Source organism: Kitasatospora sp. NPDC127067 (assembly GCF_042724755.1).
GTDB lineage: Bacteria > Actinomycetota > Actinomycetes > Streptomycetales > Streptomycetaceae > Kitasatospora > Kitasatospora lactacystinica.
Genome location: NZ_JBHXEM010000048.1, coordinates 41,549 through 56,487 on the forward strand (window position 1 = coordinate 41,549; position 14,939 = coordinate 56,487).

Annotated in this window: 11 protein-coding genes and 2 pseudogenes; 11 read left to right on the plus strand and 2 right to left on the minus strand. The window is 74.6% G+C overall.

Annotated elements, in window-relative coordinates:
• Nucleotides 1–58 precede the first annotated feature (58 nt).
• From adhP to ACFWJ4_RS20485, 11 genes and pseudogenes are all read left to right on the plus strand, one after another.
• Nucleotides 59–1,072, plus strand: a complete 1,014-nt coding sequence (adhP, locus tag ACFWJ4_RS20435) for an alcohol dehydrogenase AdhP (protein WP_380545792.1) — start codon at nucleotides 59–61, stop codon at nucleotides 1,070–1,072.
• A gap of 217 nt (nucleotides 1,073–1,289) precedes the next feature.
• Complete coding sequence (locus ACFWJ4_RS20440; protein ID WP_380545773.1) at nucleotides 1,290–2,342, plus strand: hypothetical protein; 1,053 nt, start codon at nucleotides 1,290–1,292, stop codon at nucleotides 2,340–2,342.
• A gap of 135 nt (nucleotides 2,343–2,477) precedes the next feature.
• Nucleotides 2,478–4,088 (plus strand): annotated as a pseudogene (locus ACFWJ4_RS20445) (AMP-binding protein); the annotation flags it as partial.
• A gap of 72 nt (nucleotides 4,089–4,160) precedes the next feature.
• Nucleotides 4,161–4,505 (plus strand): annotated as a pseudogene (locus ACFWJ4_RS20450) (acyl-CoA thioesterase); the annotation flags it as partial.
• A 91-nt stretch (nucleotides 4,506–4,596) separates the two neighbouring features.
• Nucleotides 4,597–6,972, plus strand: a complete 2,376-nt coding sequence (locus ACFWJ4_RS20455; protein ID WP_380545775.1) for an FAD-dependent monooxygenase — start codon at nucleotides 4,597–4,599, stop codon at nucleotides 6,970–6,972.
• Nucleotides 6,973–6,981: 9 nt separating this feature from the next.
• Entirely contained in the window at nucleotides 6,982–7,953 is a 972-nt protein-coding gene (locus tag ACFWJ4_RS20460; RefSeq protein WP_380545777.1) for a carbon-nitrogen hydrolase family protein, read from the plus strand.
• Nucleotides 7,950–9,089 (plus strand): cupin domain-containing protein, encoded by a 1,140-nt coding sequence (locus tag ACFWJ4_RS20465; protein ID WP_380545779.1) that lies wholly within the window; start codon nucleotides 7,950–7,952, stop codon nucleotides 9,087–9,089. The genes ACFWJ4_RS20460 and ACFWJ4_RS20465 overlap by 4 nt, the downstream gene beginning before the upstream one ends.
• A 17-nt stretch (nucleotides 9,090–9,106) precedes the next feature.
• Nucleotides 9,107–10,039 (plus strand): fumarylacetoacetate hydrolase family protein, encoded by a 933-nt coding sequence (locus ACFWJ4_RS20470; protein ID WP_380545781.1) that lies wholly within the window; start codon nucleotides 9,107–9,109, stop codon nucleotides 10,037–10,039.
• 32 nt (nucleotides 10,040–10,071) lie between these two features.
• Nucleotides 10,072–10,824, plus strand: coding sequence for an Asp/Glu racemase (locus tag ACFWJ4_RS20475; RefSeq protein WP_380545783.1), 753 nt, complete (start codon nucleotides 10,072–10,074; stop codon nucleotides 10,822–10,824).
• Nucleotides 10,825–10,916: 92 nt separating this feature from the next.
• Nucleotides 10,917–11,759, plus strand: a complete 843-nt coding sequence (locus ACFWJ4_RS20480) for a PaaX family transcriptional regulator C-terminal domain-containing protein (RefSeq protein ID WP_359907583.1) — start codon at nucleotides 10,917–10,919, stop codon at nucleotides 11,757–11,759.
• Nucleotides 11,756–13,432, plus strand: coding sequence for an amidohydrolase (locus tag ACFWJ4_RS20485; RefSeq protein ID WP_380545785.1), 1,677 nt, complete (start codon nucleotides 11,756–11,758; stop codon nucleotides 13,430–13,432). The genes ACFWJ4_RS20480 and ACFWJ4_RS20485 overlap by 4 nt, the downstream gene beginning before the upstream one ends.
• 7 nt (nucleotides 13,433–13,439) lie before the next feature.
• Here the strand turns inward: ACFWJ4_RS20485 and ACFWJ4_RS20490 are convergent, their stop codons facing one another.
• Nucleotides 13,440–13,958, minus strand: a complete 519-nt coding sequence (locus ACFWJ4_RS20490; RefSeq protein WP_380545787.1) for a universal stress protein — start codon at nucleotides 13,956–13,958, stop codon at nucleotides 13,440–13,442.
• Nucleotides 13,959–14,053: 95 nt separating this feature from the next.
• Nucleotides 14,054–14,671 (minus strand): hypothetical protein, encoded by a 618-nt coding sequence (locus ACFWJ4_RS20495; RefSeq protein ID WP_380545789.1) that lies wholly within the window; start codon nucleotides 14,669–14,671, stop codon nucleotides 14,054–14,056.
• Nucleotides 14,672–14,939 lie beyond the last annotated feature (268 nt).

Here is a 14,939-nt window from a genome sequence, read left to right on the forward strand (position 1 = left end):
CCCCCGCGCAGCCGCCACCAGTACCCCCGTACCCGGCCGCACGTCCGAGGAGCAGCGCATGAAGGCCGCCGTCGTCCGCGATTTCACCGCACCGCTGGTCGTCGAGGACCACCCGGTACCCGAGCCGGCCGCGCACCAGGTCCGGGTCCGGATCGAGGCCTCCGGCCTCTGCCACACCGACATCCACGCCGCCCACGGCGACTGGCCGGTCAAGCCCAGCCCGCCGTTCGTGCCCGGGCACGAGGGCGTCGGCATCGTCGAGGCGGCCGGCGACCTGGTCCGGCACGTCCGGGTGGGCGAGCGGGTCGCCATCCCCTGGCTCGCGGACGCCTGCGGGCGCTGCGACCACTGCGTCTCCGGCTGGGAGACCCTCTGCCTCCAGCAGCACAACAGCGGCTACTCGGTGGACGGCGCCTACGCCGAGTACGCGCTCGCGCACGGCGACTACGTCGTCCCCGTCCCCGACGGCATCGACCCGCTGGACGCCGCGCCGCTGTCCTGCGCGGGCGTCACCACCTACAAGGCGCTCAAGGTCTCCGGTGCCGGGCCCGGCACCCGGGTGCTGGTCTCCGGCATCGGCGGGCTCGGCCACCTGGCGCTCCAGTACGCCCGGGTCTTCGGCGCCGAGACCATAGCCGTCGACGTCACCGACGACAAACTCGCCCTGGCCCGCGAGCTCGGCGCCGACCACGTCCTCGACGCCCGCACCCAGGACGTCGCCGCCCAGGTCCAGGCCCGCGGCGGCGCCCACGCCGCGATCGCCCTCGCCGTCAGCAACGCCTCCTTCCAGGCCGCCTACGGCGCCCTGCGCCGCGGCGGCACCCTCGTCCTGGTCGCCCTCCCGGCCGGCGGCAAGCTCGAACTGCCCGTCTTCGAGACGGTGTTGAACGGCACCAAGGTGATCGGCTCGATCGTCGGCACCCGCGAGGACCTCGCCGAGGTCTTCCGACTGCACGCTCTCGGCCGCACCCGGGTGATCCGCGAGAGCCGCCGCCTCGACGACGTGAACGCCTGCTTCGACGAGGTGCTGAGCGGCAAGGTCTCCGCCCGCCTGGTCTTCGACCTGCGCTGACGGCCCCCGGCCCGCCACCCGGCCGGTCAGTTCGGCGGCGCGGAACGGCCGGGCGGCGGGCACGATGCCCGGATGCCGCCACTGCTGCACACCGCCGCCCGCCCCGGTTCGTCCGGGTGGGGTTGCAGTTGCGTCTCCGTTCCGTTCGGCGTGGGTACGAAGTGGCCGGCGGTCCGGGATCGTGGGGGCAATCACTCGTGCGGCAGGGGGAGTTGCCATGGGGGACGGCCGGGGACCGGCACCGGATGCGGTGGCGGCGGCGCTGCTGGGCGACGGGCCGCACCAGGCGGTGGCCGATGTCGTGCGGGCGCGGCTGCGGATGGTGCCGGAGGGCGCCGGGGCGCTCGCGGCGGCGCAGGCGAGCCCGGGGGACGCGCAGGCGCGGGCGCTGCTGGCCGCGGCCGTCGCGCACCTGCTGGCCACGGACCCGGCGTTCGCGCAGTACCTGGCCACCACCGCGCTCGGGAAGCCGGGCGATCCACCGACCGTCCAACTGCGGAGCGAGCCCGGCACCGTGCAGCTGCGGGTCGGCCCGCCGTCCGCACCGCAGCCGAAGGGCCCGAGCACCGTTCAGCTGCGGACCGGCCCCGCGGCCGCCCGCGCCCGGGCGCTCGCCGCCCGGCGGAGCAGCGCCGGGATCGTGGCGGCGCTCGTCCTGGTGCTGATCGCCGCGCTGGTCGCGCTCGGCGTCCACCTGGGCTCGCGCCCGCTGCTGAAGCCGGGCGGGCCCGGGCTGGCGCACGCCGCGCAGCCGCTGGGCGACCCGGTGCTGGTCCAGGGCGTGCTGCCCGACGAGGGGGCGATGCCGCGCGGGTGGCGGGTGCAGCGGGGGCCGGAGTCGGGGACGGGCCCGACCGACGCGGTGCCGTGCCTGCTGCCGGACGCCTGCGACCAGCAACTCGCCTCCGCCAGCGTGACGTTCGGCGCCGCGTCGGTACAGACCGTGGAGTTCGACGTGGTCGCCTTCGCCTCCCCCGAGGCCGCCGCCAAGGCCTTCGACACCGCACTCGAACGCACCGGCGGCGTGGAGTCGACGGCGGTGGCGATCCCGCGGATCGGCGACCGGAGCGCCACCCGGACCGTCGGTTCCTCGTCGGCGGTGGCGCTGGTCCAGGTCGGCGGCGTGCTGCTCCTGGTGCGGGACGACGGGCCGGGCGCCGCCCTGACCGCGCCCGGGCTGACGGTGTTCGCCCGACTGCTCGCCGACCGCGCCCACCAGGCCCAGGAGGGCCGCACTCCCGACGCCTCCGCCCGGGGGACGACGAGCTGACGGTCGGCGCCCCCCGGCGCCCGAAGCGGGCGGGGAGCCGGGTCGTCGCCCGAATGCATGTATCGCTCCCTTGACTGGCGTCACGGACGCGCCATACTGGCCTCACTCCCCGCTCGCACAACGAGGTGCCCGCCCATGGAGCTCTCACCCTCCGCGCACGTGGACACGTTCTGCCGAGACCATCTCCCACCCTTCGAGCAATGGCCCGAACTCCTCTTCGAACTGCCGGAGTTGGCCTATCCCGACCGCCTGAACTGCGCCGCCGCCCTGCTCGACGACACCATCGAGCGCCTCGGCCCCGACCGGCCCTGCCTGCTCACCCCCACCGAACGGTGGTCCTACGGCGAACTGCGCGACCACGCCGACCGGATCGCCCGCCTGCTGACCGAGGACCTCGGCCTCGTCACCGGCAACCGGGTCCTGCTGCGCGGCCCCAACACCCCCTGGATGGCAGCCTGTTGGCTCGGCATACTGAAGGCCGGCGGGGTCGCCGTCACCACCATGCCGCTGCTGCGCGCCGCCGAGCTGACCGAACTGCACGGCATCGCCCGGCCCGTCCTCGCCCTGTGCGACCACCGCTTCCTGGACGAGCTGCACCGGGCACGGACCCCCGGACTGCGCGTCCTCGGCTACGGCGGCCCCGGCCCCGAGGACCTCACCGCCCGCTGCGCCGCCAAGGCTCCCCATTTCCCGGCCGTCCCGACCGCCGCCGACGACGTCGCACTGATCGCCTTCACCTCCGGCACCACCGGCCGCCCCAAGGCCACCCTGCACTTCCACCGCGACGTGCTCGCCATCGCCGACACCTTCTCCCGCCACCTGCTCCGCCCCACCCCCGAGGACCTCTTCGCCGGAACCCCACCGCTCGGCTTCACCTTCGGCCTCGGCGGCCTGCTGGTCTTCCCGCTGCGGGCGGGCGCCGCCGGCCTGCTGCTGGAGCACGCCACCCCGGAGCAGCTCGCCGAGCAGGTGCGCCGGCACCGGGTGAGCGTGCTGTTCACCGCGCCGACCGCCTACCGGGCCATCCTGGCCGCCGGGCTGGCGGACCGGCTCTCCGGGGTGCGGCACTGCGTCTCGGCGGGCGAGCCGCTGCCCGCCACCGTCTGGCGGGCCTTCCACGAGGCCACCGGACAGCGGTTGATCGACGGCATCGGCGCCACCGAGATGCTGCACGTGTTCGTCTCGGCCGCCGGCGGGGACATCCGGCCCGGTTCCACCGGCCGGCCCGTCCCCGGCTTCCGGGCCGCGGTCCTGGACGGGCAGGGCCGTCCGGTGCCGGACGGCGAACCCGGGATGCTGGCGGTCAAGGGCCCGACCGGCTGCCGCTACCTGGACGACGAGCGCCAGCTGGACTACGTCCGCGGCGGATGGAACCTCACCGGAGACACCTACGTCCGGGACTGCGACGGCTACTTCTGGTTCCGGGCCCGCAACGACGACATGATCGTCTCGGCCGGCTACAACATCGCCGGGCCCGAGGTCGAGCAGGCGCTCGCCACCCACCCCGACGTGGCCGACTGCGCGGTGGTCGGCGCGCCGGACGAGCGGCGCGGCACGGTGGTCAAGGCCTACGTGGTGCTGCGCCCGGGCGTCCCGGAGGGGCCGGAGACGGCACGCGGGCTCCAGGAGCACGTCAAGCGCGCCATCGCACCGTACAAGTACCCGCGGGCGGTCGAGTTCGTGCCCGGGCTGCCGCGCACCGCGACCGGCAAGCTGCACCGCGCCGAGCTGCGCCGACGGGCCGCACCGACCCCGGCCAGCGTCACCGTCGAGCGCCGGGTGGAGTGGTCCGACACCGACGCCGCCGGGCACTACCACTTCTCCGCCGTTCAGCGCTGGGCCGAGGCGGCGGAGGCGGCCCTGCTGCGCCGGCTCGGACTGGCCGACCTGTTCGGGCGGATCCCCCGGGTGCACTTCGAGGCGGACTACCGCGAACGGCTCTGGTTCGGCGACCTGGTCCGCACCGAGCTGCGGGTGGTCCGGGTCGGCGGCTCCTCGCTGCACTACGCCTTCGAGGTGCACGGCCCGCACGGGTTGGCCGCGAAGGGGCGGATGTCGGTGGTGCACTCCGCACCGCACGACGGGGGCGCCGAGCCGTGGCCCTCACAGGTCCGCCGCACACTGGCGGAGGCCGGGCCGCAGCGTCCGGAGGTGGCCGCATGAGCCCCGGGACGGCCGCCGGCGCCGGGGCGACCGTCGACCACCCCGGGCCGTCCGCCGGTCCCGGGGCGATCACCGCCCCCGAGGCGGCCGCATGAGCACCGCACGGGACCGTACCCGGATCGCCGTGATCGGCGGCGGCCCGGGCGGGCTCTACTTCGCCGCCCTGGCCAAGCAGCTGGCGCCCGACCGGGAGCTCACCGTCTTCGAACGGGACGGCCGGGACGACGAGTTCGGCTTCGGCGTGGTCTTCTCCGACGAGACCCTGGACGGCATCGCGCACGCCGACCCGCACGTCTTCGCCGCGATCAGCGCCGAGTTCGCCCGCTGGAGCGACATCGACATCCGCTTCGCGGGCGAGGTGCGCACCAGCGGCGGCCACGGCTTCGCCGCCCTGGACCGCAACCGGCTGCGCGCCGTCCTGCAACGGCGCTGCGCCGAGCTGGCGGTGGACGTGCGCTACCGGACCCCCGCCCCGCCCGTGGACCGGCTGGCCGCCGAGTACGACCTGGTGGTGGCCGCCGACGGCATCCGCTCCGGCACCCGGGCCGCCTTCCCGGAGAGCTTCCGCCCCGATCTGGACGAGCGCCACTGCCGCTACATGTGGCTCGCCACGGACAAGGTCTTCGAGGCCTTCACCTTCATCGTCGAGCGGTTCGACTTCGGCGTCCTCCAGGTGCACGCCTACCCGTACAGCACCACCCGCTCGACCTTCATCGTCGAGGCGGCCGCGGACGCCTGGCGCCGCGCGGGCTTCGAGGCCCTCGCCGCACGGGAACCGGCGCGCGGCGAGAGCGATCTGGCGAGCGTGCGTCGCTGCGCGGAGCTGCTCGCCGGGCACCTGGACGGCCACCGGCTGATCCCCAACGCCTCCCGCTGGATCCGCTTCACCACGGTGCGCAACGCGAGCTGGCGCCACCGCAACGTGGTCCTGCTCGGCGACGCCGCGCACTCCGCGCACTTCTCGATCGGCTCGGGCACCAAGCTCGCCCTGGAGGACGCCCTCGCCCTGGCCGCCTCGCTGAGCGAACAGCCCACCCTGGACGAGGCGTTGGCCGGTTACGAGGCCGAGCGGCGCCCGGTGGTGGAGTCCACCCAGCGTGCCGCGCAGGCCAGTCTGGAGTGGTTCGAGACCATCGGGCGGCGGACCGGGCAGGACGCCGACCGGTTCGCCTTCAACCTGCTCACCCGCAGCCGGCGGGTCACCTACGGCAATCTGCGGGCCCGCGACCCCGCCTTCGTGGACGCCGTGGACACCGCCTTCGGCGGCTCTCCCGGAGTGCCGCCGATGTTCCGGCCGCTGAAGCTGGGCGCACTGGAACTGCGCAACCGCGTCGTGGTGCCGCCGCTCGCCACCTTCACCTCCCCCGACGCGCTGCCCAGCGGCTTCGACCGGGCCCAGCTGACCGGGCACGCGCTCGGCGGCGCGGGGCTGGTGCTCGCCGGGATGACCGCGGTCGGCCCCGAGGGCCGGGCCACCGACCGCTGCCCGGGCCTGTGGACCGACCACCAGGAGGCCGCCTGGCACCAACTCCTCGGCGCCGTCCGGGCGGTGAGCGACACCCCGCTCGGCATCCAGCTGACCCACGCCGGCCGCCGGGGCGCGACCACCGCCCCCGGGCCGGACGGCATCGGCCGCCCGCTCACCGAAGGCTGGCCGCTGATCGCCCCCTCGGCCCTTCCCTGGGACGCCGACAGCCCCGTTCCGCACGAGGCGAACGACATCCAACTGGCCGCGGTCACCGCGGACTTCGCAGCCTCCGCCGAGCGGGCCGCCCGGGCCGGCTTCGACGTGCTGGAGCTCCAGTTCGGCCACGGCCACCTGCTCTCCTCCTTCCTCTCCCCGCTCACCAACCGCCGCACCGACCGCTACGGCGGCCCGCTGGCCCACCGGCTGCGGCTGCCGCTGGAGGTGCTGACGGCGGTACGGGCCGTCTGGCCGGCCGGCCGACCGCTGCTGGTGCGGATCTCGGCGAGCGACTGGGCGCCCGGCGGCACCACCGAGGAAGAGGCGGTGGCGATCTGCCGCGCGCTCGCCGAGGCCGGGGCGGACGCGCTGGACGTCTCCACCGGCGAGGTGGTGGCGCACCAGCGGCCGCCGTACGGGCGCGGCTACCAGACGCCCTTCGCCGAGCTGGTCCGCGCCGCCACCGGTCTGCCGACCATCGCGGTCGGCGCGATCTCCGGGTTCGACGACGCCGACTCCGTGCTGCTGGCCGGGCGGGCCGACCTGGTCGCGGTCGGCCGCGCCCAGCTGTACGACCCGCTCTGGACCCTGCACGCCGCCGCCGAGCGGGGCCACACCGGGCCGGGCGCCCGCTGGCCCGGGCCGTGGATGGCGGGCAGCCGCAGGCCGCCGGGCCCGAACGCCGACCGGGTCGCCCCGCGCCTGCAGTTGCTGCGCGAGCCGCCCGCGCCCGTCCACCGCCGCTGGTCACCACCCCTTCCTTCCGACACCGCCGAGGAATGACGAGGAGCCATGCCCCACCTGCCCCGCTTCACCGCCGCCGCCGTCCAGGCCGCCCCGGTCTACCTGGACCCGGCCGCCACCGTCGACAAGGCCGTCGCGCTGATCCACGAGGCGGCCGGGCGCGGCGCCGAACTGGTGGTCTTCCCCGAGGTCTTCGTGCCCGGCTACCCGTACTGGAACTGGACGATGAACCCCGTGCAGGGCTCGCCCTGGTTCGAGCGTCTGTACCGGGCCGCCGTCGACGTCCCCGGCCCGTACGTCGACACCCTGCGGGCCGCCGCCCGGCAGGCCGGCGTGGTGCTGGTGATCGGGATCAACGAACGCGGCGGACCCGGCCTCGGACTGCTGTACAACACCCTGCTGATCATCGATGCGGATGGCGAACTCCTCAGCGTCCACCGCAAGTTGATGCCGACCTGGGCCGAGAGGCTGACCTGGGGCCAGGGCGACGGGAGCACCCTCACGGTCCACCCCACCGCCGTCGGCCCGCTCGGCGCGCTGGCCTGCGGCGAGAACACCAACCCGCTGGCCCGCTTCACCCTGCTGGCCCAGGGCGAACTGGTCCACGCCGCCTGCTACATCGCGCTGCCGGTGGGCCCGGAGGACTACGACATGGCGGACTCGATCGCGCTGCGCACCGCCGCGCACTGCTTCGAGGGCAAGGTGTTCTCCGTCGTCTCCTGTTCCACCCTCTCGCCCGGGATGGTGGACCTGATCGCCGGCGACGACCCGCAGGTCCGCAAGCAGCTCGCCCGCCCGCACAGCGCCCTGTCCGGGATCTTCGGTCCGGACGGCCGCCCCGTCACCGAACCGCTGGTGGACGAGGAGGGCATCGTCTACGCCGAGATCGACCTCGGCCGCTGCATCCAGCCCAAGCAGATGCACGACATCGTCGGGCACTACAACCGCTTCGACGTCTTCCGGCTGCACGTGGACAACCGCCCGCTGCGGCCCCTGACGCTCCCCGAGGAGGAGGCATGACCAGCCCCGAGGGCACCCCTGGCCACAACGCTCACGACGACGACCGGATCGGCCGGGCCAGGGTCGCCGACAGCCCCGAACTGCTGACCTACTACAAGGAGTTGGCCGAGCACGAGGCCGGCGCCCTGTGGACGGTCGCGAACGAGATCGAGCCGTGGTACCCGCAGCCGAAGTCCGTCCCGGTGCTCTGGCGCTACGCCGACCTCCGCCCGCTGGTGCGCAAGGCGCTGCCGCTGGTGAAGGCCGACGACGCCGGACGCCGGGTGGTGATGCTGGTGAACCCCGGCCGTCGCGAACTGAGCGCCGCCGTCGGCCTGTTGTACACCGGCCTGCAGATCATGGGACCCGGCGAGGCGATGACGGCGCACCGCCACCAGGCCTCCGCGCTGCGCTTCGTCCACGAGGGCACCGGCGCCTGGACCGTCGTGGACGGACAGAAGCTGCAGGTCGGCCCGCGCGACTTCGCGATCACCCCGAACAACACCTGGCACGAGCACGGCAACGAGGCCGACGACGCCCCGGTGATCTGGCAGGACGGCCTGGACATCCCGCTGGTCAACACCCTCGACGCCAACTTCTACGAGGTCCACCCGGAGCTGTACCAGCGACCGGGGCCGGTCACCGGCTCCTCGCTGCTCAGCTACGGCGGCAACCTGCTGCCGTACGGCGTCGAGAAGTGGACCCGGCCGTACTCCCCGCTGCTCGGCTGGCCCTGGGAGCCCAGCTACCACGCGCTGCGCCGGCTCGCCCGCGCCAGCGAGGGATCGCCCTACGACGGCGTGATCATGGAGTACACCAACCCGGTCACCGGCGGCCCGGTGATGCCGACCATGTCCGCCCACCTGCAACTGCTGCGCCCGGGCCAGGCCACCCGCGCCCACCGGCACACCGGCTCGGTGGTGTACACCGCGGCCAAGGGGCGCGGCGCCTCGGTGATCGCCGGACAGCGCTTCGCATGGCAGCAGGGCGACATCTTCGTCGTCCCGTCCTGGGCCTGGCACGAGCACGAGAACCTCGACCGGGGCGAGGACGCCTGCCTGTTCTCCTTCAACGACTTCCCGGTGATGCACGCGCTCGGCCTCCACCGCGAGGAGGCCCACCCGGACGGGCAGCAGCCCACCGTCACCACCGCCTGACCAGGAGCCCCACCACCATGCACCTGCTGACCTTCCGCACCGACGACGACGCCGACCCCGCCGGCCGCACCGAGGACGACGGCCATTTCGACACCCCGCGCCTCGGCGCCCGGATCGACGGCGACCGGGTCGTCGACCTGACCGCCCTCGCCACCGCCGCCGGGGTCCGACTGCCCCCCGACCTCCTCGGGTTGATCCGCGCCGGAGAGCCGGCCCTGGCCACCGTCCGCGACCTGCTGGCCGGGGCCCCGGCCGGCCGGCCGCTCGCCGAGGTCTCGCTGTGCGCGCCACTGCGCCCCGGCAAGATCGTCGGCGTCGGCCTCAACTATGTGGAGCACGTGGCCGAGTCGCACCGGACCCTGGACACCGACCGCGAACTGCCCGACCGGCCGGTGCTGTTCGGCAAGCCCTCGACCGCCGTCACCGGCCCGGGCGGCCCCATCCTGCACAACGCCGACCTCACCAAGCAGCTCGACTGGGAGTGCGAACTCGCCGTGGTGATCGGCGCACCGGCTTTCCGGGTGGCCGAGGCGGACGCGCTGCGGCACGTGTTCGGCTACAGCATCGTCAACGACATCAGCGCCCGGGACCAACGCCGCTCCGGCCAGTGGTTCTTCTCCAAGGGCCAGGACAGCTACGCGCCGTTCGGCCCGGTCGTGGTGACCGCCGACGAGATCCCCGACCCGCAGCGGCTCGACCTCTCGCTGAAGGTCAACGGCGAGCTGCGGCAGGACTCCAACACCCGCCACATGCTGTTCGGCGTCGCCCGGCTGATCGCCGACATCTCCTCCGGCGTCACCCTGGAACCGGGCGACGTGATCTCCACCGGTTCCCCCTCGGGCGTCGGCGCCGGGATGGTGCCGCCGCAGTTCCTCCAGCCCGGCGACCTGGTCGAGGCCACCATCGAGCGGATCGGCACGCTCGCCAACCCGGTGATCGACGCCCGCTGACCTGCCCCGGACCGGAAAGGACCGTCCACCCGATGCCCACTTACCGGATCGGCCAGATCGTCCCGAGCTCCAACGTCACCATGGAGACCGAGGTCCCCGCCCTGCTGCGGGCCCGCGAGGCGGTCGCCCCCGAGCGGTTCACCTTCCACTCCAGCCGGATGCGGATGACCAGGGTCACCCCCGAACAACTGCGCGCCATGGACGCCGAGTCCGACCGCTGCGCCGCCGAGCTGTCGGACGCCCGGGTGGACGTGATCGGCTACGCCTGCCTGGTCGCCGTGATGGCCACCGGCCCCGGCTACCACCGGCAGGCCGAACGGCGGCTGCACCTGCGCACCGTCCAGAACGGCGCCCCCGCGCCCGTCGTCACCAGCGCCGGCGCGCTCGTCGCCGGGCTGCACGAACTCGGGGCCGCGAAGGTCGCCATGGTCACCCCGTACCTGCGGCCGCTGGCCCGGACGGTGGTCGAGTACCTCGCCGCCGAGGGCATCGAGGTGCTCGACCACGCCGCCCTGGAGATCGCCGACAACCTCGACGTCGCCGCCCACGACCCGGCCCTGCTGCCCGCCATCGCCCGCGGTCTCGCCCACGCCGAGGCGGACGCGGTGGTGCTCTCGGCCTGCGTGCAACTGCCCTCGCTGTCCGCGGTCGAGGAGGCCGAGCAGCAGTTGGGCAAGCCGGTGGTCTCGGCGGCCGTCTGCACCACCCACCAGCTCCTGCGGGCCCTCGGCCTGCCCGCCTTCGCGCCCGGCGCCGGACACCTGCTCTCCGGTGCCTACGCGTAGCCTCCCGGGCGCCTTGGAAACGCAGGATTCCGCGCCCTCGGACCGGCACTCTCGTTATGATCGCCACCACCACCGGGGAGGAGGGCCCGCGCATGTCCGAGAACACGTCCCGGCCGAGCTCCCTGATCCACACCGTCTACGGCGAGTTCGTCCGCCGCCTCGGCGGCTGGATATCCATCGCCGACCTGATCGCGCTGCTGGCCGAACTGGACGTCGACGGCCCGGCCGTCCGCTCGGCGATCTCGCGGTTGAAGAAGGCCGGCACCCTGCTCCAGGAGCGGCGCGCGGGCACGGGGTACCGGCTCGCGCTCGCGATGGAGCCGGTCTTCGAGGAGGGCGACCGGCGGATCTTCCACAGCCTGGAGCCGGCCGAACTCGCCGACGGCTGGGTGGTGGCGGTCTTCTCGGTGCCCGAGTCCGCCCGCGCCCACCGCCACCAGCTGCGCTCCCGGCTGAGCTGGCTGGGCTTCGGCAACGCCGCCCCCGGGGTCTGGCTGGCACCGGCCCGGCTGCTGCCGGACGCCCGTCGGCTGCTGGACCGGCTCGGGCTGAGCGCCTACGTCCATCTGTTCCTCTCCGCCGAGTACGCCGGCTTCGCCGATCTCCGTACGGCAGTGGCGAGTTGGTGGGACCTCCCGGCGATCGAGGCGCAGTACGGGGCCTTCGCCGACGCCTGGCACCCGGCCGCCGAGGAGCTGCGCGGACGGTCTCCGGTCGACCCGGCCGAGGCCTTCCGCGACTACGTGCCGATGCTCACCCGGTGGCGCCGGCTGCCGTACCTGGATCCGGGGCTGCCCGCGCCGCTGCTACCCGCCGACTGGAACGCGGTACCGGCGCGCGCGGTGTTCACCGAGTTGCACGGACTGCTCGCCGAGCCCAGCCTCCGGTACGTCGAGAAGGTCACCGGACTGTCCCGCCCCCAGGAGCCGCAATGACCGACCCCACCGATCCGGCGATCCGACCCGCCTCCGCCGTTCCGGCGGGCCGCCCCACCCCCGCGGACCTGCTGATCCGCGCCGCCGCCGTGCACACCCTGGTGCCCGGCGAGCCGCCCCGGCGGGCGGTCGCCGTCACCGGTGGCCGGATCACCGCGCTCTCCGCCGCGCCCGACGGACTGGACACCCTGATCGGCCCGGGCACCGAGGTGGTGGACGCCCCGGGCTCGACCGTGCTGCCCGCCTTCGACGACACCCACACCCACCTGATCCTGGCCGGACACAGCGTCCACGGCGTGCCCGTCCACCGGGCCCGCGACCTCGCCGGATTCCTCGGCCTGATCCGCGAACGCGCCGCCCGCACCCCCGCCGGGAAGTGGATCCGCACCACGGTCAACTGGCAGGAGGTCCTGCTGGCCGAGCAACGGATGCCCACCACCGGGGAGTTGGACACGGCCACCGCCGAACACCCGGTGCTGGTGCGCCGCGGCGCGTACAACATGGTGCTCAACTCGGCCGCGCTGCGGCTGGCCGGGATCACCGACGCCACCGAGGCGCCGCCGGGCGGCGTGATCGAGCGCGACGAGCACGGGCGGCTCACCGGCCGGCTGATCAACCGGGCGGTCGAGCTGGTCGAGCGGGTGCTGCCGCGCCCGAGCCTCACGGAGCGGATCGAGGGACTGCGCGCCGCCTCCGCCGACTTCGCCGCCACCGGGATCGGCACCGTCCGCGACTGCCTGGTCCCGGCCGAGGACCTCGACGTCCTGGACGCCGCCCGGGCCGAGGGCGCCCTGGCCGTCCGGGTCCGCGCGCTGGTCTCCGGCTTCGCCGCCCGCACGCCGGCCCAGGTGGACGCACTGCTGGACCGGATGGACGACTGGCGGGCGGCCGGCCGGGACGACGACCGACTGCGGCTCTGGGGCGTCAAGTTCGGGATCGACGGCGGCTTCGAGGCCGGCGCGGTGGAGGAGCCGTACCAGGGGCAGCCCTGCTACCACGGCCGGCTGCTCTGGGAGCCGGACGAGCTGCTCGCGGCGGTGGAGCGGGTGGTCGGGCGGGGCCGGCGGGTCGGCGTGCACGCCTGGGGCGACCGCGGGCTGCGCGTCCTGCTGGACGTCTTCGAGCAGGTGGTCGAGCGCCACCCCGGCCTGCCGCCGGGCACCCTGGTGGTCGAGCACGGCGGCCTGGCCCGCCCCGAGCAGCGGGCGCGGGCGATCGCGCTGGGCATCCCGGTGACGGTCCAGCACCCGCTGCTGCACGACGGCGCGCTCACCCAGCAGCGGGCCTGGGGCGAGGAACGCACCGCCGCGCTCTTCCCGCTGCGCGAGTGGCTGGACGAGGGCGCGCTGATCACCGGCGGATCGGACTTCCCGGTCGGCCCGTACGGCGCGATGGTGTCGGTGTGGGGCATGACCACCCGGGGCACCACGGCCGGGGTGGTCGGCCCGGAGCACGCGATCGGCCGGTCCGAGGCGGTCGCGCTGCACACCGTGAACGCGGCCCGGCTGACCGGCGAGAGCACGGTACGCGGCAGCCTGCGGCCGGGGGCGTTCGCCGACCTCACGGTGTGGCCGGTCGATCCGCTGGATCCGTCGGCCTGCCCGGTGGACGCGCTGCGCGAGCTGCGCCCCACTCGTACGGTGATCGACGGCCTTACCACGCACAGAGCCTGACGGTTCGTCAGGCCGCGGCGAGCTCCCGCAGGTCGATGCCGCGGTGCAGCGCGCGCAGGTCCTCGTGCAGCGTGGACGGCGGAACGGCGAGCACCCCGCAGCGGGCCCGGTTCACACAGCGCCGGGCGATCGAGCGGCGCGTCAGCCCGCGCAGCCTGACCCGCAGGCCGCCCTGCTCGCCGGTGCTGACCACCAGCAGGTCGCCCGGGCGGTCGGCCAGCCCGGTCAGCACCGTCGCGACCTCGCCGCGCACGACCAGCGGCTGCACCGGCACCCCGATCGGCAGTCCGCCGAAGGCCTGCTCCAGCGCGCTCTCCATCCGCGCCTCGGCGAGTTCCTGCCAGGCGCGCAGCAGCGGCGGGCAGGGCCGGGCCCGGTAGTTGCGCTCACCGCCGACCGGCGTCCAGGCGAGCACCGGCACCAGGACGGCCCCCCGGGCCCGGGCCTCCTCGGCCGCCCGGTGCAGGGCGGTCAGGCTGTGCAGTGAACCGCTGACTCCGACGATGACGCGGGCGCCGTCCGACATGATCCTTCACTTTCCGATGCCAAAACTCTTCAATGTCTGCGATTAGATTGCCACATCCCTCTTTTGGCCTGCAAATCGAAGGCATTCACTGAATATCACCTTGCATCGCCCGGCATATCCATGCCCTGGCCGCCACTCGGACGGACCTCCTGGAGCAACCCCCAGGTGAAGTCGGCCTCGTACCGGCGCAACCGTCCATCGGCATCCGGGACCGCGAAGTCCAGCCGGAACCTGGTCGGCGCACTGCCCTCGCGCGGCACCGCGGACGGAAACGCGGCCCCGACGTCGCCCACCACGCAGCTCCACGGCGCGAGATCGGCCGGCGTGCGCAGCGCGGGCGCCGGGGAGCCGGCCGCCCGCACCAGCCACTCGTTCAACAGCGGCCCACCGGTCTCCGCCGGGCCGAGCAGGATCTCGAAGCGCAGCTCGGGCCAGAGCGGCAGCGCCCACTGGCGCGCCACGCAGTCGAGATCCCCGATCCGACGCGGCACACTCGCCCCGGCCGGCCCGAGCACGGCCGCGTACCGGGCCGCGCCGCGCGGGAAGCCGGGCGCGCGGACCATCGCCTGCCATCGCTTGTTGGCCCCCCGCATCGAGGCCCGGGTGGCACCGAGCCGCCGCACCGCCCCCTCCACCAGCCCGGGCTGGAAATCGGCCATCCGGCGCAGCAGCACCAGCTGGAACTCGGTGACCCCGAAGCCGTTGATCGCCATGTCCGAAGCCTGGACGGGAGCGGGAAACCGGCCGCTCGACCACCCCGCGGCCGCCCCGGGCACCGTCGACGGCACCCGGGGCGGCGGTGCGTCCCGCGCCCGGTCAGGAGACCTGGACGGTGACCTTCCAGTTGATGACCCACGGCGGGCAGACCGAGCCGCGGTCCGGCACGCAGCGGCCGATCGCGGTGATGGCGCCCGTCCCGGCGGCCGCCGCCGAGAAGGTCCCGTGGGAGTCGCCGTTGGCCTCGGCGCTGCCCGCCGTCTG

Bases quoted from the DNA above. Each gene is read 5' to 3' on its own strand.
- ACFWJ4_RS20495 (WP_380545789.1), bottom strand. From the start codon at position 14,671: ATGGCGATCAACGGCTTCGGGGTCACCGAGTTCCAGCTGGTGCTGCTG.
- adhP (WP_380545792.1), top strand. From the start codon at position 59: ATGAAGGCCGCCGTCGTCCGCGATTTCACCGCACCGCTGGTCGTCGAG.
- ACFWJ4_RS20490 (WP_380545787.1), bottom strand. From the start codon at position 13,958: ATGTCGGACGGCGCCCGCGTCATCGTCGGAGTCAGCGGTTCACTGCAC.
- ACFWJ4_RS20480 (WP_359907583.1), top strand. From the start codon at position 10,917: ATGTCCGAGAACACGTCCCGGCCGAGCTCCCTGATCCACACCGTCTAC.
- ACFWJ4_RS20455 (WP_380545775.1), top strand. From the start codon at position 4,597: ATGAGCACCGCACGGGACCGTACCCGGATCGCCGTGATCGGCGGCGGC.
- ACFWJ4_RS20460 (WP_380545777.1), top strand. From the start codon at position 6,982: ATGCCCCACCTGCCCCGCTTCACCGCCGCCGCCGTCCAGGCCGCCCCG.
- ACFWJ4_RS20440 (WP_380545773.1), top strand. From the start codon at position 1,290: ATGGGGGACGGCCGGGGACCGGCACCGGATGCGGTGGCGGCGGCGCTG.
- ACFWJ4_RS20485 (WP_380545785.1), top strand. From the start codon at position 11,756: ATGACCGACCCCACCGATCCGGCGATCCGACCCGCCTCCGCCGTTCCG.
- ACFWJ4_RS20475 (WP_380545783.1), top strand. From the start codon at position 10,072: ATGCCCACTTACCGGATCGGCCAGATCGTCCCGAGCTCCAACGTCACC.
- ACFWJ4_RS20470 (WP_380545781.1), top strand. From the start codon at position 9,107: ATGCACCTGCTGACCTTCCGCACCGACGACGACGCCGACCCCGCCGGC.
- ACFWJ4_RS20465 (WP_380545779.1), top strand. From the start codon at position 7,950: ATGACCAGCCCCGAGGGCACCCCTGGCCACAACGCTCACGACGACGAC.